Origin of the sequence: Mesorhizobium sp. M0239 (assembly GCF_040321815.1) — a bacterium.
Classification (GTDB): Bacteria; Pseudomonadota; Alphaproteobacteria; order Rhizobiales; family Rhizobiaceae; genus Mesorhizobium.
Genome location: NZ_JAMYSG010000025.1, coordinates 48,439 through 74,361, shown reverse-complemented (window position 1 = coordinate 74,361; position 25,923 = coordinate 48,439). Strand labels below are relative to the sequence as shown.

Annotated in this window: 29 protein-coding genes and 2 pseudogenes; 21 read left to right on the top strand and 10 right to left on the bottom strand. The window is 58.9% G+C overall.

From position 1 onward, the window contains the following. Nucleotides 1-69 precede the first annotated feature (69 nt). Nucleotides 70-228, bottom strand: a complete 159-nt coding sequence (locus NKI99_RS24475; RefSeq protein ID WP_352442709.1) for a hypothetical protein — start codon at nt 226-228, stop codon at nt 70-72. 23 nt (nt 229-251) lie between these two features. Continuing rightward, entirely contained in the window at nt 252-608 is a 357-nt protein-coding gene (locus NKI99_RS24470; protein WP_352442708.1) for a cyclic nucleotide-binding domain-containing protein, read from the bottom strand. A gap of 1,116 nt (nt 609-1,724) precedes the next feature. On the opposite strand from NKI99_RS24470, the gene NKI99_RS24465 reads away from it, so the two are divergent. Next, nucleotides 1,725-2,030, top strand: coding sequence for a hypothetical protein (locus NKI99_RS24465; RefSeq protein ID WP_352442707.1), 306 nt, complete (start codon nt 1,725-1,727; stop codon nt 2,028-2,030). On the opposite strand, the gene NKI99_RS24460 is transcribed toward NKI99_RS24465, so the two are convergent. Beyond that, on the bottom strand, nt 2,019-2,201 hold the full coding sequence (locus NKI99_RS24460; RefSeq protein WP_352612338.1) for a hypothetical protein: 183 nt from the start codon (nt 2,199-2,201) through the stop codon (nt 2,019-2,021). The two genes, NKI99_RS24465 and NKI99_RS24460, sit on opposite strands and share 12 nt — an antisense overlap. Before the next feature lie 26 nt (nt 2,202-2,227). Here NKI99_RS24460 and NKI99_RS24455 point away from each other — a divergent pair. From NKI99_RS24455 to NKI99_RS24420, 7 genes and pseudogenes are all read left to right on the top strand, one after another. Beyond that, a pseudogene (locus NKI99_RS24455) lies at nt 2,228-2,347 on the top strand (CHASE4 domain-containing protein); the annotation flags it as partial. Between the two features lie 205 nt (nt 2,348-2,552). Beyond that, a complete protein-coding gene (locus NKI99_RS24450) occupies nt 2,553-4,253 on the top strand; it encodes a putative bifunctional diguanylate cyclase/phosphodiesterase (protein ID WP_352612336.1) in 1,701 nt (566 codons plus the stop codon). A 587-nt stretch (nt 4,254-4,840) separates the two neighbouring features. Further along, a pseudogene (locus tag NKI99_RS33915) lies at nt 4,841-5,261 on the top strand (Csu type fimbrial protein); the annotation flags it as partial. 134 nt (nt 5,262-5,395) lie between these two features. Next, complete coding sequence (locus NKI99_RS24435; protein ID WP_245486263.1) at nt 5,396-5,605, top strand: hypothetical protein; 210 nt, start codon at nt 5,396-5,398, stop codon at nt 5,603-5,605. A gap of 183 nt (nt 5,606-5,788) precedes the next feature. Then, nucleotides 5,789-6,985, top strand: coding sequence for an IS256 family transposase (locus tag NKI99_RS24430; protein ID WP_352612334.1), 1,197 nt, complete (start codon nt 5,789-5,791; stop codon nt 6,983-6,985). Between the two features lie 205 nt (nt 6,986-7,190). Continuing rightward, nucleotides 7,191-7,634, top strand: coding sequence for an Xre family toxin-antitoxin system antitoxin (locus NKI99_RS24425; protein WP_127296804.1), 444 nt, complete (start codon nt 7,191-7,193; stop codon nt 7,632-7,634). Beyond that, a complete protein-coding gene (locus NKI99_RS24420; RefSeq protein ID WP_128304915.1) occupies nt 7,634-8,095 on the top strand; it encodes an RES family NAD+ phosphorylase in 462 nt (153 codons plus the stop codon). The genes NKI99_RS24425 and NKI99_RS24420 overlap by 1 nt, the downstream gene beginning before the upstream one ends. A gap of 322 nt (nt 8,096-8,417) precedes the next feature. Here the strand turns inward: NKI99_RS24420 and NKI99_RS24415 are convergent, their stop codons facing one another. Continuing rightward, nucleotides 8,418-8,876 (bottom strand): hypothetical protein, encoded by a 459-nt coding sequence (locus NKI99_RS24415; RefSeq protein ID WP_352442704.1) that lies wholly within the window; start codon nt 8,874-8,876, stop codon nt 8,418-8,420. Between the two features lie 56 nt (nt 8,877-8,932). After that, nucleotides 8,933-9,535 (bottom strand): hypothetical protein, encoded by a 603-nt coding sequence (locus NKI99_RS24410; RefSeq protein ID WP_352612332.1) that lies wholly within the window; start codon nt 9,533-9,535, stop codon nt 8,933-8,935. A 120-nt stretch (nt 9,536-9,655) separates the two neighbouring features. On the opposite strand from NKI99_RS24410, the gene NKI99_RS24405 reads away from it, so the two are divergent. Further along, a complete protein-coding gene (locus NKI99_RS24405; protein ID WP_352442702.1) occupies nt 9,656-10,189 on the top strand; it encodes a helix-turn-helix domain-containing protein in 534 nt (177 codons plus the stop codon). A gap of 161 nt (nt 10,190-10,350) precedes the next feature. Here NKI99_RS24405 and NKI99_RS24400 read toward each other — a convergent pair whose 3' ends face one another. Both NKI99_RS24400 and NKI99_RS24395 read right to left on the bottom strand, forming a co-directional pair. Further along, nucleotides 10,351-11,376 (bottom strand): RcgR family putative quorum lactone hydrolase, encoded by a 1,026-nt coding sequence (locus NKI99_RS24400; RefSeq protein ID WP_352442701.1) that lies wholly within the window; start codon nt 11,374-11,376, stop codon nt 10,351-10,353. Beyond that, nucleotides 11,366-12,979, bottom strand: a complete 1,614-nt coding sequence (locus tag NKI99_RS24395) for an RcgA family putative transporter (protein ID WP_352612330.1) — start codon at nt 12,977-12,979, stop codon at nt 11,366-11,368. Before NKI99_RS24395 ends, NKI99_RS24400 begins: the two co-directional genes overlap by 11 nt. A 359-nt stretch (nt 12,980-13,338) precedes the next feature. Between NKI99_RS24395 and NKI99_RS24390 the strand changes: the two genes are divergently transcribed. Then, nucleotides 13,339-13,683 carry a hypothetical protein gene (locus NKI99_RS24390; RefSeq protein WP_352612328.1) on the top strand — a complete coding sequence of 115 codons (345 nt, stop codon included), beginning with the start codon at nt 13,339-13,341 and terminating at the stop codon, nt 13,681-13,683. Here NKI99_RS24390 and NKI99_RS24385 read toward each other — a convergent pair. Genes NKI99_RS24385 through NKI99_RS24375 form a run of 3 tightly spaced genes read right to left on the bottom strand, consistent with a single transcriptional unit; the run spans nt 13,680 to nt 14,982 of the window. Beyond that, nucleotides 13,680-13,844, bottom strand: coding sequence for a hypothetical protein (locus NKI99_RS24385; RefSeq protein ID WP_352442699.1), 165 nt, complete (start codon nt 13,842-13,844; stop codon nt 13,680-13,682). The genes NKI99_RS24390 and NKI99_RS24385 overlap by 4 nt on opposite strands. Next, complete coding sequence (locus NKI99_RS24380) at nt 13,841-14,383, bottom strand: thermonuclease family protein (RefSeq protein ID WP_352442698.1); 543 nt, start codon at nt 14,381-14,383, stop codon at nt 13,841-13,843. Before NKI99_RS24380 ends, NKI99_RS24385 begins: the two co-directional genes overlap by 4 nt. Then, nucleotides 14,380-14,982 carry a hypothetical protein gene (locus NKI99_RS24375; RefSeq protein ID WP_352442697.1) on the bottom strand — a complete coding sequence of 201 codons (603 nt, stop codon included), beginning with the start codon at nt 14,980-14,982 and terminating at the stop codon, nt 14,380-14,382. Before NKI99_RS24375 ends, NKI99_RS24380 begins: the two co-directional genes overlap by 4 nt. A gap of 87 nt (nt 14,983-15,069) precedes the next feature. On the opposite strand from NKI99_RS24375, the gene NKI99_RS24370 reads away from it, so the two are divergent. The 11 genes from NKI99_RS24370 to virB11 all read left to right on the top strand — a co-directional run bounded on the left by NKI99_RS24370 (nt 15,070) and on the right by virB11 (nt 25,922). Then, the gene (locus tag NKI99_RS24370) at nt 15,070-15,723 is read left to right on the top strand and encodes a lytic transglycosylase domain-containing protein (RefSeq protein WP_352442696.1); all 654 of its coding nucleotides are present in this window, start codon (nt 15,070-15,072) and stop codon (nt 15,721-15,723) included. 12 nt (nt 15,724-15,735) lie between these two features. After that, the gene (locus NKI99_RS24365) at nt 15,736-16,050 is read left to right on the top strand and encodes a TrbC/VirB2 family type IV secretion system protein (RefSeq protein ID WP_023720448.1); all 315 of its coding nucleotides are present in this window, start codon (nt 15,736-15,738) and stop codon (nt 16,048-16,050) included. 3 nt (nt 16,051-16,053) lie between these two features. Continuing rightward, nucleotides 16,054-16,347, top strand: a complete 294-nt coding sequence (locus NKI99_RS24360) for a VirB3 family type IV secretion system protein (protein WP_023720449.1) — start codon at nt 16,054-16,056, stop codon at nt 16,345-16,347. Beyond that, nucleotides 16,344-18,746, top strand: coding sequence for a VirB4 family type IV secretion/conjugal transfer ATPase (locus NKI99_RS24355; RefSeq protein ID WP_352442695.1), 2,403 nt, complete (start codon nt 16,344-16,346; stop codon nt 18,744-18,746). The genes NKI99_RS24360 and NKI99_RS24355 overlap by 4 nt, the downstream gene beginning before the upstream one ends. Continuing rightward, the gene (locus NKI99_RS24350; protein ID WP_352442694.1) at nt 18,730-19,887 is read left to right on the top strand and encodes a transglycosylase SLT domain-containing protein; all 1,158 of its coding nucleotides are present in this window, start codon (nt 18,730-18,732) and stop codon (nt 19,885-19,887) included. The genes NKI99_RS24355 and NKI99_RS24350 overlap by 17 nt, the downstream gene beginning before the upstream one ends. Before the next feature lie 9 nt (nt 19,888-19,896). After that, entirely contained in the window at nt 19,897-20,631 is a 735-nt protein-coding gene (locus NKI99_RS24345) for a type IV secretion system protein (protein WP_023785080.1), read from the top strand. A 183-nt stretch (nt 20,632-20,814) separates the two neighbouring features. Then, the gene (locus NKI99_RS24340) at nt 20,815-21,858 is read left to right on the top strand and encodes a TrbL/VirB6 family protein (protein WP_352442693.1); all 1,044 of its coding nucleotides are present in this window, start codon (nt 20,815-20,817) and stop codon (nt 21,856-21,858) included. 8 nt (nt 21,859-21,866) lie between these two features. After that, nucleotides 21,867-22,643: a VirB8 family type IV secretion system protein gene (locus tag NKI99_RS24335; protein ID WP_352442692.1), complete on the top strand. Its 777-nt coding sequence runs from the start codon at nt 21,867-21,869 to the stop codon at nt 22,641-22,643. Next, a complete protein-coding gene (locus NKI99_RS24330) occupies nt 22,640-23,437 on the top strand; it encodes a TrbG/VirB9 family P-type conjugative transfer protein (RefSeq protein WP_352442691.1) in 798 nt (265 codons plus the stop codon). Before NKI99_RS24335 ends, NKI99_RS24330 begins: the two co-directional genes overlap by 4 nt. After that, nucleotides 23,437-24,900 carry a type IV secretion system protein VirB10 gene (gene virB10 / locus NKI99_RS24325; protein WP_352442690.1) on the top strand — a complete coding sequence of 488 codons (1,464 nt, stop codon included), beginning with the start codon at nt 23,437-23,439 and terminating at the stop codon, nt 24,898-24,900. The genes NKI99_RS24330 and virB10 overlap by 1 nt, the downstream gene beginning before the upstream one ends. Further along, nucleotides 24,897-25,922 carry a P-type DNA transfer ATPase VirB11 gene (virB11, locus tag NKI99_RS24320; RefSeq protein WP_352442688.1) on the top strand — a complete coding sequence of 342 codons (1,026 nt, stop codon included), beginning with the start codon at nt 24,897-24,899 and terminating at the stop codon, nt 25,920-25,922. The genes virB10 and virB11 overlap by 4 nt, the downstream gene beginning before the upstream one ends. Nucleotide 25,923: the final 1 nt, after the last annotated feature.

Genomic DNA, 25,923 nt, shown 5'->3' with positions numbered 1-25,923 from the left:
TCACGTTCAATCTCTGTCGACCCTCGGTGGCGCAGCCTTTCACCGGGAGATTGATAGTCCACCTCGGTATCAGTGAAGCTGCCCGATCAAGCGCGCGTACTCGGCTTCGGGCTTTCCGTATGAGCCGGCCGCGATCTTGATGAGACCGGCCCGGTCGCGGATGACGACCTCCCCACGCGTTGAGCGGATTAAACCCTGGCCCTCCAGCGTCTGGAGCGCGATCGTCACGCCCGGACGTCTCGTACCGAGCATCACCGACAAGATTCATGCGTTATTGCCAGACGCTCGCGTTCGACGCGGTCAGCACACATCAGCAGCCATCTGGCCAGTCGCCCGAGGATGTTCAGCCGGGCACTGATCAGCCCGGTGTAGCTGGCCTGCAGGTGAAAATAATGGACGTGCCGGAGGAGGAAAGGCCGCAAGGTCGGGCTCTTTGCAAGCGCTGCGGCGAACGGGCCAGCATCGATGCTCAGAGCATCGGCGTCCACTTGAACGTAGCAGTCATGCATGGACTGATCGTCACCCATGATGAGGGCCGATCCGGTCATCCCTTCAAAGCCGATGATGCCCACCTCGGCTTCGATCGCCGAACTCAGTTCGGCCACCACCGACCCAACCCCGCTCTCGAAGAAATATACCGCCTGGATCTTTGCCCCCCGCTGTCTCAAGCTGGGTTCTCAGCGGGAGGGACACGCTTTGTAGATGAGGCCGCAGCAGTGCCAGGTCTGCTGGGTACATCCTCAGCAAGAGCTCATTCCTGTAATTCCGCGTCTCGAGCAGCGGTCCAGAGATCGTGAACATGATCCTCCGAAAGAGGCTCCAAAGACATCGAAACCCCGTGGTGGACCTGCCGTAGAGGAAACGGGCGAGGAATAGGATCCACAGCTATTCCGAGAACAAGCTCATTCATCGAAAAAATATCTACTCCACGTTCTTTAATTGGCCCGCATCGGTTCGCCCAAGAAATGGCACGGTTCACCGTGACACGCCCGCTGATGGCCGACCGTCATTAGCGATACTTTCCATCTAGGCGCAAAGCCAACTCCTCTGCAGCGTCTCGAGCCATACGCGAGGTTGACGCCAGGGGTCCGGAGGAGGTGGCGAAGTTCATCATTGTCAATTGCAAGTGTCCGCTCCAAAGGTCGCTCAGCTGCCCCATCATGCTGTTGGCGCCGCGTGGCTGACAGGAATTAGATGTAGCGGCAGGTCAGGCCGCCGAGCCCTGTTCCTCTGAGCGTCGAGCAGTTCAACCTCCCCAGTCAAGCCGTTCAGATAAAGCCTGAGTATGTGGGCAGCTATGCGAACAGATCCCGACGCCCCATTCACGGCAGGCGGCCGCCCCGCTCGAGCGAGGGTTCGGGACGGTAGCCGCCCGCGCCACATTGAAATTGGGAGACGCCGGGACTGATCTGCGCGTGTCGAGTGCCGTTGTCTCACTTGAATGATCATCGCACAACGCACCCGACCGGGGCCCACGCAGCACTATGCAGGCGCCTAAATGATTCAGGACGACGAAGGTTGCGGGTCCTCCAGACAAGGAGATCGAGAACCATCAAGCAGTGGGTCAGGCAGTCGAGGGACGAACCGGAGCCGCTCGCATCGCTCAAGGAAAGGAGATCCCACGCTGCGCAAGCCGACGAAGAAGGCGTGCTCGCCAGTCGTGACGATTTCACGCAACCAACTGAGTTTGTCGGCATTAACTTGTCACAGCACCGGAGGAACTCATGCTCCAAGTTCGCGTGCTTCAGGATTTTGAGACCGGTGACGAGGTCACGCTCACCGCTACGGTCATTGCGATCCTCCCGAGTGGTCGCGCCAGAGTAGGTATTCCGTCGTATAACGCTCCTTATGCGGTTGAACCGCCACCCAAAACCCGCGCCGGAGATCGAGTTTTCCTTGTTGGGGACATCATTCGCATCGATCGCCAAGCCAATAGGTTGACGGTACGAATCGACTGCGGTGGCGTGGTCACCGTAGATCGGTCGGCGATAACCAGCCAAAAAAGGCGCCGCGGCGCTTCAGCGCGCTGATCCTTGCTGCAAAAGGCCCACGGCCGAGAGGTTCCGGTCCGACACCGGTCGATGAGATCGGATCATCAGCGCAACCAGGCTCTTTTGTCGCGACACGGCAACACTGTCAGTCTTGATCGCCGACCAAAACAAAAGGCCTGTGGTGATGATCGCGACAAGCAGCGTCACCATGATGATGGGCAGAGCCGGTATCCAAACTGGAGCGCGGAGTAGCACATGACCAGGAGAGCGTCACGGTTTGGGATGACGCGGTCAAAGCGCTGCGGAGCCGCGATGAACAATGGCTCGATACAAATCTCGGCAGCTGGATGCACACTTATTTTGGCCACGACGAGGTCTACATTCTCGATGCGAATGACGCGCCCGTCTACGCATTCGTCGGCGGGCTCGACTGTCGTGTCCTCCAGCTACCAATCCGTACACTCCACGACAGCGCCTCTTGTGGCTCTTCTCAGGGCAAGACTGAGACGTGGGGACACCGAGGGAGTTACGGAGCAGGTGCTCACGATAGGTGCTTCCGACATGGCTGTCATCTTGGGCCATCCTGCCGTTGTGAGTATCAAGCCGGTCGTTTCCGACAGTGGCCATATCGGGCAAACTCCGGGTCAGGAGTTTCTACACGTTGCCGTCCGATATCTCGATGGCAGTCTCCTTGCCTCGCTGCGCCAGGACTACCTGCTCGACGGCGCGCGCTTTTCCTGGGTCGATAAGCTTGCCTCCGCAGAGGCATCTTATCCCCTTGTCGACCGATCTGGCTCGACCGTCGGCTTCTTCATCTGGCAGCCATACCGGCCCGGGACGCTCGTCCTTTTTCAACTGGTTCCAATTCTCTTCGCCTTGTTCGGGCTGATGCTGGGCGGTGTCATTGTAGCTCTGAGGGCCTTTCGCAGGCGGACTTTGAAGCTGATTGAATCCGAAGATCGAATCTTTCACCTCGCCCACAATGATCTCCTTACGGCGCTGCCCAATCGCGGCCAATTCAACGAGCGTTTAGCTGATGCGCTTTCGCGGCTGCCATCGACAGGCGAGCAGCTAGCGATACTTTACCTCGACCTCGACCGCTTCAAGCAGGTTAATGATACCTTTGGTCATCCCGCCGGCGACGAGTTGCTTAGGGAGTTCGCAGATCGACTGAGGCGGCTAACCACGGAGGCCGACACGGTCGCGCGCCTGGGTGGAGATGAATTCATCATCATCCAGCGTTCGGTCGCAGACGAAGATGAGGTCAAGGCCCTGTGCGAGCATTTGATCGAGTCCGCTCGCCGGCCCTTCCAAGTCGCCGGGGCTCAGGTTTTTGTCGGGGTGAGTGTCGGCGGAGCGTTCGCTCCAAGGGACGGATTGGACTGGGTCGAGTTGGTGCGCAAAGCCGACGTTGCACTGTATCACGCCAAAGCCAGGGGCCGGAGTGGTTATGCATTCTTCGGAACCGAGATGGACCAGACGCTGGCGATGCGCAAGGGTCTGGAACAGGACCTACGCAACGCGCTGCAAGCGCCCGGTCAAATCCAGGTCCATTATCAGCCGCTATACACCGCCGACACAAACAGGATGACGGGCGTTGAAGCCCTTGTCCGCTGGTCGCACGTTGAGCGCGGTTGGATTGCCCCCGACTTGTTCATACCCTTGGCGGAGGAGACGGGGCTGATTGAACACCTGGGCGAACTGGTTCTCCGGCGGGCGTGTCAGGATGCCGTGCACTGGCCAATAGAGACATTGGCGGTGAACGTGTCGGCATTGCAGCTGAGTAATCCGAGCTTCGCCATGAGAGTGACGAGCATCTTGTTGGAGACTCATATGGACCCCCGACGGCTCGAACTGGAAGTTACCGAAAGCACGCTATCGCAGCACCGGACTGAGTGTCAGCAGAATATCAAAGCGCTGCGTGACATCGGGGTGCGCTTTGCTCTTGATGATTTCGGGACGGGATTTTCCTCCTTTGGACGCCTGCAGAGTCTGGAAGTCGACCGGATCAAGATAGACCGAAGTTTTGTGCAGGGCTTTGGCCACTCAAATGGTGACGAGGCTATCGTTCAGGCGATAATCGACCTGGCCCGGGCAACGGGCCTCAGCACCACGGCCGAAGGTGTGGAGACGGAGAGCCAATGCGACTATCTGCGCAAACTCGGCTGTGACCAGCTACAAGGCTTCTTGCTGTCCAGGCCAGTGCCCAAACAAGAGCTTGAAGATCTCCTCGCGGGCAAAGCGAAGCGCGCTTCTGCCTGAGGCTGCCGAATTCGCATGCGGGCTGCCGGAAGACGCGGAGATGCCACAGGCGATGCGCTCGGCATTGGCTGCCGTCAAATTCGGCGGCGCATCCGTCCAGCAGTCAAACGTGACTTCTCATTACGGACCGGCTACCGCGCGGGGGGCTTTTCTCAATGTTCAAGATCACACTGAGTTGCCATCTGTGGCAAGAGGCTTTAACGGCAAACCCCGGAGTTCCATGGATGCCGCGAGCAATCTAGATTTCGCACCAAAGAGTGTCCTTCCGCCCGTCCGCGCGAGGGGGGCCTTTTTAGCTGGTGAAACTGTGGTGCCACGACAGTCCCAGCGCCGGAGTTCAGCATGTTATCAAAGCGAATAAAGCTCGCCACGCTGGTGGGGCTACCGCCCTGTCGCTGGCAGCATACAATCACGCGCGCGCCAGGAAGGCCCTGGTTCCCGGTTTGATGGCACGCACTCTCAAGATCGATGGAGTGAAACTGCGCGTCGTCGAGAAAGGCAGCGGGCTTCCCTTGCTCCTGCTGCACGGCAATGGCTCGGTCGCGGAGGATTTTGCTATCAGCGGCATGCTCGACCTGGCGAGTGCCAGCAGCAGTTGCAGTACCGCCTCGGGCAGCGTGGCCGCTGATCCGACTCTCACCATCAATGCGACGGTCGCTGCAAACTGCCTCGTTGCGACACAGAACAACGATTTCGGTCGAAGGGGGTACTTGACGGCAATGTTGATGCCACTGGCCAGGTTTCAGTCACCTGCACACCGGCAGCAGCATATACGGTCTCGCTGAATGGCGGGATGACAGGCGCGCCACCGACAACACGCAAGATATCGAAAGGCGCAGAAACCGTAACGTATGGCTCTACAAGGACAGCGATCGCACCCAGCCATGGGGGGACTCCTCGACACCCGGCAGCACTGTAGCGGGAACCGGAAATGGGGTGATGCAGAACTTCACAGTTTTTGGTCGTGTCCCCCCACAGACCACGCCTTCGGCAGGGGTGTACACATGAAGCAGGGGTCTCCCGACAGAATCCGGATCTGAGTTGCATCTACTTGGACGACTTGCTGACGCCCGGGTTACGGCTTAGCTTCTCAGCCTTCGCGATTTCGCTCGCCGATACGGTTTCAGGCGTCGGGGCGGGCGATGCCCGCGATCAAGCTCGTCTCGATGTCGACCACGCTCGCAATGAACGCCCTGGTCCAATGGCAGGGCGGGCGGGGCGCTCTGGTGATGATCGGATTGTCCCGACATTATCAAGTCGTGCGCGGATCGGTGCCAAAAATTTGCCCGTTGACGCCCATGGTGATGTGGCACGAGCAGCCGGACCAACAGCCACTTGAATTAGACGCCTAAGAGCGCAGCACGAATCCAACTGGGCAGCATTCATTTTCGCTATCGAACCAGCGTTTGCGCCGCCGCCGCTTGTAGGCGCGCCTTGCGGTAGTGTGCTGAGAGTTCTGCAAATTCGCTGAGAGAGGGCGGTCATGGCAGGCTGGTGATGTTCAACGTCACCGATTCCCGCGAAGGAACGCCACCATGACCAAGACAGAAGGTAAATCGACCAGCGCTGCCGTCAAAGACATTCTGCTTTCGAACCCGGAGGGGCTGCACGAAGTGATCCGTGCAGTAATGCAGGAGGTTCTCGAGGCCGAGATGGAGGAGGCGCTGGGTGCTTCGAAGAGCGAGCGCACGCCCGAGCGCCTTGGGTATCGCTCGGGTTACTACGGCCGCACCCTGGTCACCCGGGTCGGCAAGCTTGAGCTGCGGGTTCCGCAGGACCGGGCCGGTCGTTTCTCCACCGAGCTGTTCGAGCGCTACCAGCGTTCCGAGCGGGCCTTGGTGGCCACGCTTGCGGAGATGTATGTGCAGGGCGTGTCGACCCGGAAGGTCAAGGCGATCACGGAAGAGCTGTGCGGTCATGCCTTCTCGGCTTCGTCGATCTCGGCCATCAACAAGCGCTTGGACGAGAGCCTGAAGGCGTTTGCCGAACGACCGCTTCAGGAGCCATTCCCCTACCTCATTCTCGATGCCCGCTACGAGAAAGTGCGCGAAGCCGGCATCGTGATGAGCCAGGCGGTGCTGATCGCGGTCGGCATCGACTGGGACGGGCGCCGGCAGATCCTGGCCGTGGAGATGGCCAATCGCGAGAGCCGCTCGGCCTGGAAGGACTTCCTCGTCGGCTTGAAACGACGCGGCCTCAAGGGCGTCGAACTGGCCGTGTCCGACGACCATGCCGGCCTGGTCGCGGCGATCGGCGAGGTGATCCCGGAAGCCGCATGGCAGCGCTGCTCCGTCCACTTCCTCAGGAACGCGCTCGATCACCTGCCCAGGAAGCACGGCGACGATTGCCTGCAGGAACTGCGCTGGCTCTACGACCGGCGCGATCTCGCCGAGGCCAAGGCCGATCTCGCCGCATGGCTGTCCAAATGGTCCGCCCGCTACCCGCGACTGACCACCTGGGCGGAAGAAGCTATAGAACAGACGCTGACTTTCTTCCGGCTGCCGCGTCAGCATCACAAGCACCTAAAGTCCACCAATATGCTCGAACGGCTCAACGAGGAAATCCGCCGGCGCACCTATGTCGTGCGCATCTTCCCAAACGCCGAAAGCTGCCTGCGCCTCGTTAGGGCGCTCGCCGTCGAGACCAACGAAAACTGGATGGAGGCCAACCGATACATCAACATGGACGACCTGCGCGAGCACAAGAAGCTCGCTCTACGCCAAGCCGCATGACCAGCTTCATGATCGCCCATTTTGCAGAACTTGACGCACCCAACCCGCCTTGCTCGTCGCGACAGATGAGCCAACACCGGCCCTGCTGCTCAGCCTCCACACGCAAGGGCAGGGAGTCCGCATCTCGGCGTGCGCCGGCAAGCCATGCTATTGCATTTCCGGCAAGATGCCCTAACTTCTGTGGCAGATTGCCGGAGTAAGAAAAATGGCCACATCCAACGCAGTGATTGAGGAAGTCGCCCGCAAGCTGGGCGGCGTGACCGTGCTTGGAGCGGACGTTCGCTCGCAGGCCGATCTTGCGACCGTGGTGCGGCGGCGGCTTCCACTCGCCACGCTGAAGGGGCTTTCTCTCGCCGGCATGAGTGAACAGGAGATCGAGCGTTTTGTCATTCCGCAGCGCACGCGCAGACACCGCGCCGAGAAGAACCAGCCGCTGACGATAGACGAGTCCGATCGGGCCGTGCGCCTTGTCCGCATCCAGTCGCTTGCGGAAGAGACGTTTGGTGATGCCGGCAAGGCGAACCGTTGGCTGCGTAAAGAGTTGGCTGAGCTGGGGCGTGAGACGCCGCTAACTGTAGCCCAGACCGAGGCCGGCGCGCGCGTAATCGAAACCATTCTCGGCAAGATTGCCTGGGGTGCTGCTGCTTGATGCGGCTTTGGCGACTTTCGAGCCTGCAATTCGCGGAGGCCTTCGACGGGGGCTACGGTCTCCGGTTCGACGGCCGGTGGAACACGGTGGGCCGTCCTCTGACATACGCCGCGACATCGCCATCGCTCTGCGTTCTCGAAAAGCTCGTTCATGTTGAGGACCCGGAGCTGCTGCCGGCGCTTGCGATGGTGGTTTATGAGGTGTCAGATGAGATGCCCGTTGAACCCATCACTCTGGCGGATCTTCCCGAGGATTGGCGTCGGCGGGAGGCGGAAACGCAGAGAATCGGAGATGAGTGGCTCGCGAGCAATCGAGCGGCAATACTGTTCATTCCGTCTGCGATCGTTTCGATTGCGGACAGCCCAGACCAGAACGTAATCATCAATCATCGCCATCCCGCGACCGCTGGGATTCGGATAGAGCGGATTGAAGCCTTTGATCTGGATGCGCGGTTGCTGTAGTGCGTAAATAGTGTTTTATTTCAACGATTTACAAAGTTCCATAAGATATCTTATGCGACTTTCACCAGTTATAATTAATATTTCCCAGTTATGCAAAGTACGCATGGTGCGCGCCTCAAGTCTTCGTCAGTCACATAGAGGAGCAAGATGAAGTGCCGTTGCAGTTACTCCTGCTCTACATCTCGATACGACAGATCGATATTACTTACCATCACCTCACCGCTCGATAAAATCGGACGGAAGACTTTGAACACTTCCTAAACGCCGGGGTCGGTGCCCCGGTCAGACCACATCGCCTTGCTCGCCTGTCCTCTCGGCGCACTCACTTGTGCGGCATGCAATAGACTCCCTCGGATTCCATCAGTACCGCGCCACCCTTCAGCTCGCTTAGTGCGCCGACCCACGCTTCCGAATACGTGCGGCTGGCATCCACGGCCGTCAGCCATAGAACGCGGTTGTCGGCCAGTTCGACTTTGACTTCCTGCTGCAAAGGGCTTGCCTGCACGGTCTGTTGATAGTGACGTTTGATCCTGACATTGCTGGCCGGGAACTCAGCCTCGTTGCTGCCGTAGTTCAGCACAAATCCCGTGTGGTCCTCAGCCACCGAGCAACTGCCACCACGCTCACACACGATTTTGGCAGCGGTCCTGCAGTCCCATTTCAGTGAAGCGGGCCACATAGGATTGTCCACACTTGATCGCGGCTTGTCGCTCTGACCAGCCGCCGTCAACACTGCGCCTGTGTTCATAATCATTGTGGATAGCAGAAGCGCCTTGAACACTACAAACCTCCCTGAATTGTGGCCCTCATAGTCCTCGTCCTACGTGATGGCCTGGCTTATGGCGTGTTGAGATTGAACCAGCTTTTCTGGCGCACGCCGTTCGCGTCATCATAATCGATGAACCAGGGCTTTCCGCGCATCGGTCGAGGGATGGTGTAGTAGGTCGGGCCACTACCAATGGAATGCCCTCGATCGTTCCCCGCGGTCTGGATTGTTGCCGCAACCGCCTTGCCGTCGATTTCGATTTGGACCTGACGTGATCCGTCTCCATGATGCCCGCCGAGGGCGTTGTTTTTGAAAACGACGGGCAAGGAGAGCCTATCAGCCGCGAGGCGGCAGATGTTCCGTTCTTGACCTAAGCCCGGCCGATCGGATTCGGAGCTGCCAACTGCTTGCCAGCCAGACGGACAATCCTCATACTTCTCAAATCTCGCCGCGCTCGAGTTGGCTTGCGGACAGGTCGGCCAATTGAAACCCGGGGCTTCCATCGCCGCAATCAACTTGTAAATTGGCGGGTGGCACGAGGGGGTGCCTTGCCAGTCGCCGGAAAGACATAGGAGGACCTGACAGCCCCATTCCGACGCTTTTGATTGGGATGGAAGAGCTGCGGCGCCCGCGATGGCGACGGCACCCCCCAGTAGAAATTTGAGTATGGTCATAGCCTTTTCCTCGCTGCAGATTTGACAGTTTACTATGGATGATCCGCGCGAAAAAGGACAGGTCGAAAAGGCAGGTTTGTGCGACTACATCGATTTATGAAACGAGACGACGGAGGCGTGGTGAACAACCCGTTGCGCGCCAACATTGCCCTGACGCTTGAGCGGGAGAGAGCCAGACGCGGCCTATCCCATATGCACATGGCCGAACTGTTTCGGACCGCCGAGGGCGAAAAACTGGCCTATCGAACCTACATTCAGACTGTGCGTCAGAAGAATAATGTCACATTGACGACGCTGCAGGTCATGGCAAACGGCTTGCAATTGTCTTTTGCAGGACTGCTCGCCGGCGGTAAGAAAGTTCCGGAATGGGCGCATCGGTTGGACGACAATGCGATCCGCAAGCGGCTGGCGCATATTATCGATTTTGAGCGACAACGACGTATTTTGCACCGCTATGAGATGGCCGAACTCATCGGCGTGGCGGAGGCGACATACATGAAACTCGAACGCGCGAGTGGCAATATCAGCGTGGACACGATTGCGGCGATCGCCAAGGCGTTGAAACTTGATCCGGCGACCTTCCTCTTTTCCGAAAGGAACCCGCCTGGCAGAGCCGACACCTCGCCCCCCACGAGTGTTCCTAAAGGGCTATAATTCGCCCAGCGCCGGCGTCGCTCCTTTGCCCTGCCGGTCAGGCCCGGCGGCCGACTAGCGCCCCCCGCCGCGGCTGTCGGGCCGCTGCTGTCAGCGTCGGCTGTTAGCGGCGGGAATGATAACAGGACTTTGACATGGATGACGACCGGCCAAAGCCAAACTCATGCTCGCCGGGCCGACTTGTCAGCACGCGACAGAAACCGTTTCAAGCTCAAACCGGCCAATAAAATGTAAGGCGGCATGGCGAGCGAATAGTGACCACAGTTTAATTTCAAAATATTTGGCCTAGCTCCGGCGTCCTTCAGCCTCTGCATGAACCTCTCCGATAGCTCTGGCAACACCACTTTGTCTCTCTTAGCCAACACGACATGAAGATCGAGATCAGGCCGCGCCAAACTATGTGCGTAATTCTCCAAGTTAAGTGGACCCCAGGCCCTTCTGAGATCGGTCAGCTCAATCTCAGGCACAAGGCTATCACGTATCAATCGTGTCGCGCGACCCGTCCAAACCATATCCGCTAGACTCCCGGCCGTCAGAAACAACGAGGCTTTTGACACAGCCGAGTCGTGCGCCGCGACCATCCCCGCAACCCAGGAGCCTAAGCTCATACCGAGAACCGAAATCTCTCGATAGCCTTCGATCTTCAACCAACGTATGAGTTTTCGCCCATCCAACACTGCCTGCCTTACAGATTGGATCGTTCGACCGAGATTAGGGCTAAGCATATAGTCGGCGTGCACGGAGCCGGGACGGCTGCGTTCGAAGTGATAAGGCATAGCAATCTCGACAACCGTGATGCCACGCTGCGAGAAAAAATTGGCAATCTGACGATTCCGGAAGCTTGCATTCCAATGGTGAAAAATCACCAACGCCTGATCGAACGACCGGCTTTCTGTGATTTTCGCCGAGACGACATTGTTCTGTTCGATATCAGTAGAAATGTCCGATGGAAATTTGAGCCACCCATCTAGCCTTTCAAACCCCTGATCACTCACATTCGGGTCATCGAAAAAGGCTGGATCAGCTACGGCCTGGTCCGCAAGGGCACAGAATTCCTCGATACTTTTTATCTTCTTCGCACCTGGAAAGGCGCGTTCCGCGTCAAGGGCGAAATCCGTTGGTTTCTTCCCTTCCTCACCGCGTCGCGCCCGCCGCTCATCCCAACGATCAAGCCAACTATGATACACTCTGATTGTTTCCTAACTTACTCGCTTGCCCTCGCCCCAACCCTGGATCAAACAGGCCGTATATTGCGAACAGCACTCCAACGCCCAGAAGGATCGAAAAGCCAGAAAATGCATCGATCAGCAAATAGCTAGCCACGAGTAACGCTACGATCACTGACATCCTCCACGAAGACATACAAAACCGACGCTCGACACCTAAACGGATGGAGCCGTACAGAAATACAACACAGATCGAAATAGCGATAAGAAGGCTACTGTAATGGGTCGGCCTACGGTAGATGATCCTGGCGCTCAGATCATTGCGCTCATAAAAGGCGGAAGACATATCGCCGACCAACCAAGACACAATATTCTCTCCACGCGATGTCAGGTAAGCACTCTGGAGCTTCATGACTATGGCGATCAGAAGCCCCAAAACAGTACACCGAAAAATCGCACGCATAACCCTGAGGCTGGCTTCATGGAGCTCGTGTTGATAATCCACCTCCGGCCGATTACTCGCTGCTTCTCCAATTCTCCAAAGATCATGGATCACCGTATAAAGCAAAATGAGGCCTACGAAGAACAGATAAAAACAGAGACACATATACAGGTAAGCGAGCCCCGTGAAAACGATTGCTTCCGGCACCGATATAACCTCAGGGCGCACAATCGCTAACGAGCCCCAATCCGTCGCATAGTTGCCACCACCTTTGAGCAACGGGATTAAAGACACGCCGATCCACTGAAAAAGACCGGCGAACACCACACAAATCAAAAAAACCGCCCAATATGAATACGAAGAAGCTTGTACGGTGCGAGCCCAGGCATCATCGCTTTTCATCTTGTCGCCCTGCGCTACAAGCTTTGGGCGGCCTTCGTCTTTCCAAAAGGTCACCAGCTCGGTCACGAAGGCAAAAAACAGTGGCAAAAATACCATGAAGACGAATGTCCAATTCGCCGTCCAAAGAAACCCAACCTGCTTGACGACGCCATCCGCCCGGTCATACGTCACGCTGTGAATCCCCGTAAGATACGACAAAAACCCAAGAGCGGTGACGCCCGCAAACACCGACGTCGGTAAATTCAGGGGAGATCCGCGACTAAAAAACGCCTCCGATTTCCTCGCCAAACTAAAACGCCGGCTCGGCCCCTTGGGGTCAGTATCCAGTGTCAGCTCTACCGGGGAGTCTGTCTCGTCATCGAAGGGCGCAGTCGGTGCCGTATCTGGAATCTCCTGTGCAACGCTGCTTCCGGCCCTCCTCCATTCTCGTCTCTTGGCCGATAACCGCGATTGCGCCTCACTAAGCTCAATCTGCCATTCGCTAGTTGCGACCGGATCATCGCATCCAAAAATCCTGGCCAGCCAACGAATGTTGGCAATGCTAATTCCCTTCTCGTTCTCTTGAAACCAAAGCTGCACCGTTCGCAGATCGACCCCAACCCGGTTGGAATCAATCAGTGAAATCGCCTCTGCAAGGAGCTCGGGCGTCCATGGGCCAGCAGGAAACCCGTCTTTGGCCAACAGTCGACCCGCACCCGCCGCCGCCAGTCGTTTGAATAATTCTTTGAAATCACTCCCGTCTCTCGGCGGAGGGAGAAATAACTTTCCGTTCCTAAACAACAACTTATAGGCTCTAGTTTCGTTCCGTTTCGCTAGGCTTCGTATCCTATCGTGCCTTCGTCCTCAATCAACGTTTTTATCAACTCGATTTTGGCCGGCACGGGAAGATCGGATGACGGGTGACCCGCTGGAGACGCTGAACACGGTTGCTGCGTGGGAGATGTTTCGCAAACCGCCGGCCAAGGGCAATTTCGACTACAATCTGAAACGTTTGTCTGGTGGCAGGTAGTGTGACCGCATGAGCGAAAAGTAGCGGAAGCCAGGGCTTCGGGAGCCCGAGAAGCAGAAGATGAACCCATCCCTATTTTTCTCGCCTCCCCAGGTATCATTTACGATTGTCATGCGCGTGGAGCCGGTCGATGCCCATTCAAGTGGTCTGTAACAACGGAGTGATGGAAGAGCCCGATGGGGTCGCGAATCTGCTCGCGGCGCATCGTCATGCAGTCGCCATGGTTGAACGTCTCGGCAAGCGATGGCTGAGGGCCGAAGGGCCGGACGCGACTCTGATCGGCCGGCGATTGGATTCGGTCATGGCGGAGGAGGCTATCGCGCGTCGGCGCGCGGCCGCTGCGCCGGTGGCCGATGTCGTTGAGATGAAAATGAAGGCAGCTTATTTCCGGCGGTTGTTGGGGAACGACTGGTGCGAGGTTGATGTCGACGATTTTCGCGCGTTGCTCCGTTCTTTTGCGAAACTGCAGTCCTAGGAGAAGAGCGCTGAAATCCATGAGGCCACGGTATTCCAGGCCGCATAGATTCCTGCCGGCACCAAGATGATCGCGATGAGAGCGACAGCATCGCCGACGGCGCCGTCAGTGCGTCCTTCCACGGGATAGTAATATCTGTGCGCATCATCGTCGTGCTTCATTGTTGTCTCTCCGAACGCTTGTTTAGCAGCATCTGCACAGGATGCTGAAACGTCGTGCCCCACAAACCCGCACGTTTCATCTTAGCGTTGATTTCCGCGACGAGGTAGTTCTCATTGACGGCTTTGCCCTTTGCTGTCGTTGCGGCAAACGCATATCCGGTCGCTATGAGCGCGGTGCCAACGTCAATTGTTTCGCCATTGAGCTGCGCACCGCACACGACAAAAACCGCCTTGTCCAGGGCGTGGCCGATTGGCTGGCACGTAACCGCCGCGCTGTCGAACAGCGCTGCGAGATGCGCCAGCGAGGTGTTCCCGCAATCGATTTTGTTCCCATTTGGCTCTTCGGCTGATGTGCCTCGAAGACATGACTGCACGCCATAGAGGCGGAAAAGGTGATCTCCGTCACGCCATGTATCTCCAGTCAGCAGTTGAGCTGATTTCGATACCGCGAGGGGCACGGCAGACTCCGATGCATCCTGGGCCTGTGCCGATGCACACAACCGAAATGCGGCCAGCACTGCGAGGCTCGCCCGCTTCATTCCTGGAACTGTCCACCGAGTTCGGCGGAATGCTCGAGATCCGGGCGCAGCGACTTGCCGTCCTTGTTGCGTCCGATCGCCGCCATGTCGAAAAAAACCATTTCGTCGTCGTCGTAGGCGACGTTGTACGGGTCGTTTGCGTTACCCGCACCCACGAGCGAGAAGCACGAGACAGCGTCGGGTTCACCCTTCCTGCTTTGCAGCACGAGTGTTTTGCAAAGCACGACGGATGCACGATCGTTGTAGATCGCCTCTTCGTAGTCCTGCGCGGCTTTCGTGCAGTCCCACTGCTGCGTCTTGTACGCAATCTTCGGTTTTGGGCAGGCGGCAAGGCCGCGCAGCCGGTACGTCACGCCGTTGACGACGCGCTCGGTCGCCGACGGCACTTTAACTGGCCCGATGAGAGCGGCCGCGTCGCGCTGAAAGAGCGCGCCTTTCCCATCGTAGCGTTCATAGACGAACACCTTCTTGCCCGGCTTTGCAAACTGGAGCAGGTAATGCTCCGAGGGTTGCGCGAAGGCGCTCGGGACGTCGGCGCCGGCAGCATAAGCCACGGTGCCCTGCAGCAGCAAAACCATGCAAAGGGCCGTCTGTTTCATCGAAATCCGTCCTTGTGATCGATATCGTGTTGACACTTTACTAGGGCTGCGTGTAGCCATAGTAAAGTGTTAAATTTTGGCGACAGTATGAACACTCGATCCGCTCTTCTGCTCACGCTCTTTGGCGCCACGTTGCCGTTGCAAGCGCACGGCCGGGACCTGGCATCAGACCGCGTGGCAATCGCCTTTGCAACGCCGGCGCAAGCTCTTGCCGCGGCCGAGGCGCAAAGGCCGGGGGAGTGTAAGACCGTAAATCGGACCGAGGTCTCCCGACTTGTGCGTTCAATCGCGCAAGAGGAAGGCTTCGACGCCGATCTGGCCGAGACAATTGCATGGGCCGAAAGCGATCTCGGCGCCAGTCAGGGTCCCTCAAAAGCCGGAGCCCTGGGAATCATGCAGCTGATGCCGGGCACGGCGGCCGATCTAGGGGTCAGCGACCGTTGCGATATACAGGCAAATGTCCGGGCTGGCCTTCGCTACCTGAAGTCACTCTATGACGAATTCGGGGATCCGCTGCTGATGCTGGCGGCATACAACTCCGGGCCCAACAGCGTCTACAAGGCGCAGGGCATTCCGGTGAATCCGGAGACGGCGGAATACATCGTGAAAATACTGAACCGCTGGAAGTTCGGCGGTGTGGTGAAGAAGTCCGCCCTGACCAAATCCGAGACGCTCGCGGCCGCTCCGCCAGCAAGCGAGGACGCTTGGCAGGATGGTCATGTCATGGATCTCGGCAACTGAAAGGAGCCAAGGGTGGAATACAGGAAAGCGGGCAAATTTGCCCTGAAACTGGCCTTGGCCTCGGCGGTCGGAATAGCTCTCGCGCCAGCCACTGCGTATGCCCAGTCGGCGGCGCCAGTCGAAAACGTGCTGGAGTGGTTCGTCGGAGTTCTGCAGGGCAACATCGCGCGCTCATTCGCCATCATCGCGGTCTGTTTTCTCGGCTTCCTCGCCATGACGGGCCGGCTGGCGTGGATGATGGCTTTTTCCATCATCATTGGCATCGCTCTCATCTTCGGCGCTGCCCAACTGGTGGATGCGGTTCGCGCGACCGCTGGAGGCAGCTGAGACATGGACGACGAGGAAGTCTATGTCGAGCCGGTCAGCCTGCCACTGACACGCCCCCCGATGAAATGGGGGGTGCGATATGAGGTTTTTGCCCTGAACGGCATCCTGGCGGTGATCGGTTTTATCGCCACGAGCAGCTTCATGCTCGGCCTTGGCGTGTTCGGCGTAGTGCATCTGGTCAGCGCATACCTGTGCCAGCGCGACCCCTACATGTTTCATATTTTCGAGCGGCGCGTCTCCAAACGCGGAGCGGTGGCGAACCTTACTTTCTGGGGGGCGAGGAGCTATTCGCCATGAGCCTCGATGCCGACCTGAAATTTGGCCGTGAGCGCCGCCGCGAAAAGCCCGCGGCGATGCACATCCCTTACCTTCGCCATGCCGATGACAATCTGATTGTGACGAAGAGCGGCTTTCTTGTCGGCGTCATCCAGCTTAGTGGCCTGCCGTTCCAGACAATGGACCAGGCCGAGCTGAACAGCCGAATGTTCAACCGCAACACGACGTTCCGCAATCTCTCGACGTCTCGCTTTGCGGTCTACACGACGATCATCCGCCGCCACGTGACGCCTGAGATCGAAGGCGACTTTGACAATCCTTTCGTGGCCGAGCTCGACGCCCGCTACATGGATGAGCTTGGGGCGAAAAACCTTTTCGTCAACGAGGCGTATCTGACTGTCATACGCCGACCGATGGTCGGCCGCGTCGGCTGGGTGGACAAGGCGCTCAATGCGTTTCGCATAAGTACCGCGGGCGAGGAAACCCGCGAAGAGGCGATGGCCGAATTGCGTGACGTTCTCGACGGCGTCGTCAAGGATTTCACGGCTTATGGTGCGCGTCTTCTCGGCGTCGTAAAACGCCGCGAAAGCTTCTTTTCCGAGCCGGCGGAATTCTTGGCGAAGATCCTCGCCGGCGGCGTCGACGTGGAAATGCCTTTGCCGCGCATGAGCCTTGGCGATGTGCTGGCGACACGACAGCTGTTTTTCGGCAAATCCGCGCTGGAACTTCGCGGGCCGGACGCAGGCAAGCTCGGCGCCATGGTGTCGATCAAGGAATACCCACCGTTCACAGCTCCGGGCTCATTGGACGGTCTCTTGCGTCTGCCACATGAGTTTGTCCTGACGCAGAGTTTCGCGATCGAGGACCGTGTAACGGCGATGCGCAGGATCAACACCATCGCCAACCAGGTCGAGGGTTCAGACGAGGCGGGCACGACGGTCGAGGACTCCGTCCACGACGGCGCCGACAAGCTGGCCGGCGGCGAAGTGGTCTTCGGGCAACATCACATGAGCGTCATGGCCTTGGCGCCGGACATGACCGGGCTCAACCGTGCGCTATCCGACATCACGGCCGAGCTTTCGCGGATGTCGATCGTGCCGGTTCGCGAGACACTGAACACGGAACTGGCCTTCTGGGCGCAATTGCCGGGAAATTTCAGCTACATCGCGCGACGTGCGTTGATCTCGTCGCTTAACTTCGCCGGCCTTTTCTCCGGACACAATTTCCCCTCCGGCCAACGTGAGCGGCTGCACTGGAAACGGCCCATCGCTTTGCTCGAAACGACCAGCCAGACGGCATACTATTTCAATTTCCACGTTCACGATGTCGGGCACTTCACGGTGTTCGGCCCGACCGGATCGGGCAAGACCGTGGTGCTGTCGTTCCTGATGGCGCAGGCCATGCGCATCATGCCGCGGCCGCGATGTGTTTATTTTGACTATATGCGCGGTGCTGAAATTTTCGTTCGGGCGCTCGGCGGTCGCTACGAGGTGATGGAACCTTCCCAGCCGACCGGGTTCGCGCCATTGCAGCTTGATGACACGGCAGAAAACCGTTCTTTCCTGGAAGATTTGCTCCTCTACATTCTGACCCCGGAAGGCGGCACGCTTGATGTGGCGGAGATGCGCGTCATCAACGCCGCCGTCGACATGATCTACAAGATCCCGCGCGAACAGCGCACCTTCGACCTGCTACCCGAAGTGCTGCGCGGCTCGCTCATGCCCGGCATGAACGATCTGGCCGCACGGATACAGCCCTGGCTCGACCCGAAGGACAAAGGCTGGCTTTTCAACAATCCCGTCGATCTCATCGATTTTTCGAAGCCGGTTGTCGGGTTCGATATGACCAAGATCCTGAGTGACCGAAAGCTGCGTTCGGCGGCGTTGCTCTACATCTTCCACCGTCTTGAAGAAGTCATTGATGGCTCGCCGATCATGCTCTTCCTCGATGAAGGCTGGAAGCTGCTGGACGACGAGGTTTTCGCCGCTTTCATCAACGAGACACTGAAGACCATTCGTCGCCGCAACGGCGTGGTGGGCTTCGGCACGCAGACAGCGGAAGACGTCGTCAATTCCTCCATCTCGTCGTCACTGATCGAGCAAACGAAGACCAACATTTTCTTCCCCAACCCGAAGGCGAGCAAAGAATCCTACATGGAGCGCTTCTCGCTGACAGCGAAGGAATTCGAGTTCGTGCGCCGAACCGCGAAGGAGACGCGCACCTTCCTCGTCAAGCACGACAGCGACTCGATCGTGGCCAAGCTCGATTTGTCGGCGATGCCCGATCTCATCAAGGTCCTGTCCTCGAACGAAGCCAACAGCAAGGAATGCGCACGGCTCCGGGAGACCTTCGGCGACGAGCCAGAGATGTGGCTGCCATACTTCTGCGGATGGGAGAACGAGCATGACGAAGCGGCTTAGCAGCGCTTGTCTGGTCATGGCTCTCGCTACGGCGGAAAGCATGAGCGTGGCGGTCGCTCAGATCGCGGTGATCGACGGACCGAATCTCGACAAGCGGCAAGAGGACGAGCAGCACAGCACGAAGTCGGATGAGGCCAAGAAGGACGAAACCGACAAGAAGAAAAGCGTCGTCTGCACCTATTCGAACAAATACCGCTCACAGATGTTTCGCCGGTCGCCTGCCGAAGCGTTGCAGCGCGACGCGGGCAACGTGAAGATGATCCGCTATTATTCGCAAAAATACGGCGTGCCCGAAGGCCTAGCACTGTCCGTCGCCTATCAGGAATCGCGCTTCGACACATGCGCCGGGAGCCACACCGGCGTCAAAGGCGTCATGCAGCTGACCAAGGGCACCGGCAAGTCCATGGGACTGGACCGCGACGTGAACGAGCAAAATGTCGAAGGCGGCGTCAAATACCTCGGAATGGGCGTGAAGCAATGCGGGGCGACGAACTACAGCTGTCTCGCCTCCTTCTACAACGGATCGAACGCAGGCGAGCAGAACCAATGGGCCGGCGGCGTCGGCCGCTGGAACAGCTACTTCAACGACTATGTGTCGAGCGGCAAGGCTCCGGCCGCCGCGCCGCCGCCATTCTCGATCGTAACGGCCGACGGCGCAGGCGGCACGGCTCAGGACGCGGCCATGGGCACGGTGAGGAAGGCGGCTGGCGGCCTTGATGCAAGCTCATCGCAGATCGGCGCCAACGGCGCGGCAATCGACGCGCTGGCGGGCAACGTTGGCCAGGTGACCGAATACAAGGACGCCTGGGAGCTGAACTCGTCGGCTCGTGGGATCAACGCCGATGTCACTAACCAGTACCTCGCCCAGGCGGGGGATTTTACGACGTTGCTGGCCCAACTTCTATCGTTGCAGAATGTTCAGGCATCGCAGTCGTCCAAGCTGGTGCAACAGCCGAAGAGCGGCTCTCCAAACCCGTTCTCTTGTGATCCCGCGGAATTGGAGCGGTTGAGGATCGATCGCGGCCGGTGGCTACCATGCGCACTTGAGAACGCGCGGGCAAGCTCGGCCGACAGCCGCTCGATGATCATCACCAGTGATCCTGCCGGCGCTGCCAGCGTGATCAATTCTCTACAGCAATAGGAGGCTGACATGAAAAAATTCGCGATTGCTGCCAGTCTGGCGCTTTGGGCAAGCACGGCCCACGCACAGATTGCCGTCATTGATGGCGCCAATCTCGATGTCGCCCGCAAGAATGCGGACAACACCAACTCCATCATGGATTCGAACAAGGATATCCTGAAAAAGAGCGAGGAGATCCTGCAGGCTCTCAGCGGCAGTCGTGACGGTTCGCTCGGGATCGGGCAGATGGGCCTTGGCGGCAATATGTCGATTGCCCAGGCGCCGTCGTTCGGATCGATCCTGAACGGCGGGGCTCTTTCGTTTGGCGGCCTTTCGCCCGAAATCCAGAAAATCGCCGGCGCGGTCATCAATGGGCTCCAGCTGGTGAAGCAGCTCCAGCAGATTGCCGGCAAGGAGACGAGCGCCGTCAACACCGCCTATGGCGGCAGCGTCAATGTGGCCTCGCTGCTAAGCGCATTGACCTCGCAGGCCTCGCAGGGCGTTACCCAGCGCCAACAGTCTCTGCAGTCAGCGAGCGGCCAGATCGGGCAGTCGCAGGACGTCAAGGGTTCGGTGGACCAGAACACGCGAATGCAGTTGGAAAACGCGCGTGCGGTCAACGAACTGATCGGCGTCCAGAACGGCGCGGTCGCGGCCCTGAATGAGAAGCTGAAGGGAGATCTTCTTCGCCAGAGCCAGGTGCAGAAGATGATGACACCGCGCACCGTCAATCCGTTCGCGGAATTCGGCAAGAGCGGGGGCTGAACGCTTGTCGGGGCGAGTCCTGCGCATATGCGTTGTGATTGGGCTCGGCGCAGGGCTTTTTGGATGCGCAAATCGCGAACTGAAAGCTCCGTGCGGGCCTTTGGCGTATGCCCACGCCGACGAATGCGGCGCGCTAAAGCCGGTCAATTCAACGCCGTTCGCCAGCATCATTGATGAGGATCCATGAACGGTCTCGCCGCAAGCATCCTCGGTGGCATTGACAACATCGGCGAGGACTTCGTTCGCACCGTCTATATGCAGTTGGGTAATGCGATGGGCAACGTCTTCACCCTCATGCTGACCCTCTATATCTTGTGGTGGGGCTATTCGATCCTGAGCGGGCGTGAGTCGATTTCGCCAATCGAAGCGGCCTATCGCCTCGGCCGCGCCGTCATCATCTATCTGCTGCTGACCGGATGGGGCACATTTTCGTCAACGATCTATCAGCTCGTGCAAAGCATTCCAGACGAGGTCGGTAAGGTGATCGTCGGCGCCGTGTCGCGGGCAACCGGCAATCAGCTTAGCGACCAGGCGGCAATTCCAGCGCTGATCGACAATCTGTACCAAGGGGCCCAGGACGTCGCCAATCAGGTCTACAGCGGATCCTTCTATGACATTTTTGGTGCGCTCTTGTCGCTGCTCGTCCTGCTGTCTGCCATCATCTTCGCAGCGCTTGCCATTGCCGCGATCATCGCCGCCAAAGTGATGTTGTTCATCACGCTGGCCTTGGCGCCGATATGGATCATCCTTTGGCTTTACCGATGGTCCTCACGCATGAGCGAAGGCTTTCTTTCGCTGACCACCTTTCTGATGATCCAGCAAATTCTGATCTACGGCTTTCTCGGTTTCTACTTCTCGCTCGTCAATGCGGCGCTGAACACCGCCACGTCCAGCGGAGCGACCATGGACAGCAAAATGTCGCTGGTGTTGCCCTTGGTGCTGGTGACGATCATCGGCATCTACGTTCTCATGCAGATACCCTCGATTGCTTCGATCCTGAATGGCGGCGGGTATCTCAGCACCATGGGCGCTCGCTACTCATATGGGACGTTCGGCAGGAATGCCGTGCGCTACTCCGGCGCGCGATGGGCCGCAGGCCGCGCCGCTCGGGGCGCCCGGCAGCTCGCGACAAACAGTTTTCGATCTTCGCGAGCAGCCAGGGCGGATGCCGCAACCCGGACCGCTATCCAGCAAGGTGCGCGCGATAACTCCAGGCCTCTGGCCTAGACCACACAATGATCACCGATCGCGGTGCTGGATCAGATGCGTCGCGAAAACGAGGCAATAGTAAAGTGGCAATTCCAATGGAAACAGCTGCTAACAGCAGCAGCGAACTCGTCGACAAGCGCTATTACAGGGCGGGCGCGACCTGGGAAGACGACACGCACAGGTCAATGCGTCGATCGCGTACATTGGCCTGGATCGTCAGCGGCGTTTCCGGACTGGTGGCGGTGCTGTCGCTGCTGGCGCTCGTGCTGATCCTGCCGCTCCGGCAGTTCGAACCGTATGTTGTCGAGGTCGACAAATCGACGGGCTACCTCGAGATCATGCGCGCGCTGAAGCCTGGAGATTTATCCCAGAACGAGGCCGTCACGGCGGCCAATCTGGTGCGCTACATTCGGGCCCGCGAAATCTACGATTCGCGTGAACTGAAACAGAATTACGACCTGGCACAGCTCTACTCGACCGACGCCGCGTCCAAGGATTTGACATGGCTTTATACGCCAGCAAACCCACAATCGCTGGACAAGATTTTTGGCCGCAATGTCACTGTCTCGGTCGAGATAAAGTCGGTTTCCCTGCTCAATCGCAACACAGCCTCGGTGCGCTTTGCCACCACGACGCGGCGGGACAATTCGTCCACAGCCGACAATTGGGTTGCGGTGATAAAATTCCGCTACACCTCAACGCCGCTCAAGAACGAATGGCGTTTCGACAACCCGTTGGGATTTCAGGTTACGGATTATCGCCGCGACCAGGAATCGGCCCCGGCCGCGGGGAGCCTGCAATGAGACGGCGCGCGGGCCTCGTCCTATCGGTCGCCCTTATGCTCGGCGCGATGCACGGCGCGGCCGCACGCGACGGCCGGATCCGATATGTCACCTTCAACAACGACGACGTGACGTCGGTGCGCGCCGCGCTTGGCATTTCCACGATGGTCGAGCTCAGCCCGACCGAAGTCATCGAAACCGTGTCGGCTGGCGACACGAAAGGCTGGTCGATTATCCCCAAACGGGGATCGCGATTTCTGTTCGTCAAGCCGCTGGAGCGCGATGCGTGGACCAACGTCAACGTCGTCACCAACCGGCGCGTCTATTCCCTGCTGCTGCAGGCGACTGACGATAGCCGTGACCGGGCATCCTTCCAGGTCCGGTTCAAATACCCGGACGAGGATATCAACACGCGCCTGCTCTCACAGGCCAAGGAGAGTGCGGCCGATCCGGATTTGAAGGACCTGAACTATGCCGATCTCAACTACGACTATGCCTATAAGGGCGACGACAGCTTAAAGCCGCGTACCGTGTTCGACGACGGCACCAAGGTGTTTCTGGAGTTCAAAGGTGACATTCCGGCGATTTTCGTTGTCGACGACAAGCGCGAGGAGTCGCTGTTCAACGTTCGCACGCAGGGCAAATACACCGTTATCGACAAGGTCGCACGGCAATTCACCTTGCGGGCCGATGGCAAGACGCTCTGCCTCTACAACCGGGCGCGATCCAACGCTATCGATCCAGTCGAGGAGGTCTACGGTCCAACGAAACTGACGGGTGGTTCCACCCTGTTCGGATCCAGCGGAGGGCGGTGATGACCCAGATCGATTATAACCAACTGGACGGCAGCCCGACGGTCGCGCGCCGTGGTGCGGGCGTGAGTACCAGGATCGCCCTGGTCGGCCTCGGCGTAGTGCTCGTAGGCGCGCTGATATGGCTGAACTGGCCTCGGGAGCCGGTATCGCGCGATGTTCGCAGCGATGGCGAGGAAAACTTCAACCCGCCCGAGTTTCGCCCGCCGGCGTTGAACGAACCGCCGCAACCTGCCGACGGCACGATCGACCAGATCGTGGTGCCGCCACCGGCTGACGACCAGAACGGCACGCAGCAGGCTGATAATGTCGATCAGACCGTGCAGCAGGGCGCCGACCTTGATGCGCAGCGGCGGGCGCTGGAGGCACAAATGGCGGCCGAGGAGGCTCGCCGCAAGGCTGAGGCGGACGAAGCCCGCCGCAAGGCCGCGGCCGAGGACGAGGCTCGTCGCAAAGCGGAGGCGGCCGAGCGCGAAAAAGCGGTGTGGGAACGCCTGCGCTCGAACCAGATGGTGACGAATGATCAAACCGGCTCGACAGATGCCGGCGCCCAGGCGGCGCAAGTCGAAATCGCGCCAGACGGGCAGATCGTCCCGGTCCCCGGCGCCGACAGTGATCCCAACAAGGCATTCCTGGCGCAGTCTGAGGCAAGTTCTTCCGGCATCGTCAAGGCTAGGGCCTTCCGGCGTACCGACGCGTTGATCCCCGAAGGAACGATCATTCGCGGCTATTTGGAAACCGCGATCAACACCGACCTTCCCGGCGCCGTACGCGCTGTCGTGCGTGAGGATGTCTTCTCGCTCGACGGCAGGCGGATCCTCATTCCGAAGGGCTCGCGCCTGACCGGGGAATACCGCTCAGGGCTCGCGCGCGGTCAAAAGCGTGTTTTTATCGTCTGGAGCAGGGTCATTCGCTCGGACGGCATTTCCGTTGATATCAAGTCGCCTGGCGCAGACGCGCTCGGCCGCGGCGGCATGGGCGGCCGTGTCGATACGCACTGGGTTGAACGCTACGGCAACGCCATCATGCTGTCCGTCGTTGGCGGTGTCTCTGAATATCTGTCCTCGCTTTCCGATAGCAGCCAGAATGGACAACAGCGCCAGGTGTCGACGGTCGATCCCGTGACCGGCGAGACCACGACCGTAACTTATGGCGGCAATGGCTCGCAGCGCGACGCGCGTAGCATCGCCTTCGACAAATCATCGACCGCCTTGCAGCAACTCGCGCAAGAGGCGTTTCGCGATGCGCAGAATATTGGCCCAACGGTCTACGTCGACCAGGGCACATCGGTCGTCGTGCTGGTGCGGCGAGATCTCGATTTCTCGGATGTGTACGCCGATCCCGTTCAGAAAGAAGTTGCACGCCTGAAGGCAGGCGGGCGGCCGAAGACGGCGATCGATCCGACGCCTCTCTACGGCACGCCGAAGGATCATTTCTATCCCGGCTATGGGAGCCCGGTGAAATGAACGCCGTGCATCCCCTCCCCGATCCTTGGGCGAGAGCCCCGGTCCTGCGCGCTCATCTGGAACCGATATGGTCCTATTTGAACGAAGATGCAGTTTCCGAGATTGCAATAAACAGGCCGGGTGAATTGTTCATCGAACGCCTCGGCGCGAAGGAAATGGAGCACGTCGTCAAGCGCGAGGTCACGCCCAGCTGGATTAGGCATATCTCGACCGGCGTCGCCTCGGCGACAAATCAGGTCATCAACGAAGAAAAGCCGGTCCTGTCGGCCGCTCTACCCTCGGGCGAGCGCATCCAATGCATCTTGCCGCCCGCGGCTCCCGAAGGCGGGGCGATCTCGATCCGCAAGCAGGTCATCATGGATATGAGCCTTGATGCTTACAACAATCTCGGCGCATTCGAGAACACGGCGATGGGCGCCGGCTTGGCGCTTTCAACAGAAGAAAAGCGACTTGTGGAAATGCTGCACGACACGTCGCCGATGGACTTCCTGCAATATGCGGTGCGCAACCGCGTCTCCATCGTCGTTTCAGGTGGTACGTCGACTGGCAAGACGACGTTCTTGAATGCACTCTTGAAGGAGATCCCGGCCCATGAACGGATCATCACGATCGAAGACACCCGCGAACTGAGGCTGCCGGCTCCCAACAACGTCACCCTGATAGCCTCGAAGGGCGACCAGGGCCTTGCCAAAGTCTCCGCGCAACAGCTGCTCGAAGCGTCGCTTCGCATGCGACCCGACCGTCTGCTATTGGGCGAGTTGCGCGGTGCTGAAACCTTCGCATTCCTCCAGGCGATCAACACCGGCCATCCTGGTTCGCTCACGACTGTCCATGCCAATTCCGCCCGGTCCGCCTACGAGCGGCTGGCGCTGATGGTCATGCAGGGCAGTTCGGGCCTCTCACGAGGCGAAATCCTCGACTATCTGCGCGAGGTCATTCCGGTGGTCGTTCAGATGGTCCGCACCGAAGGCGGACGGCGCGGCATCAGCGAGATCAAGTTCACCAAGGCGGAGACAATCTAGC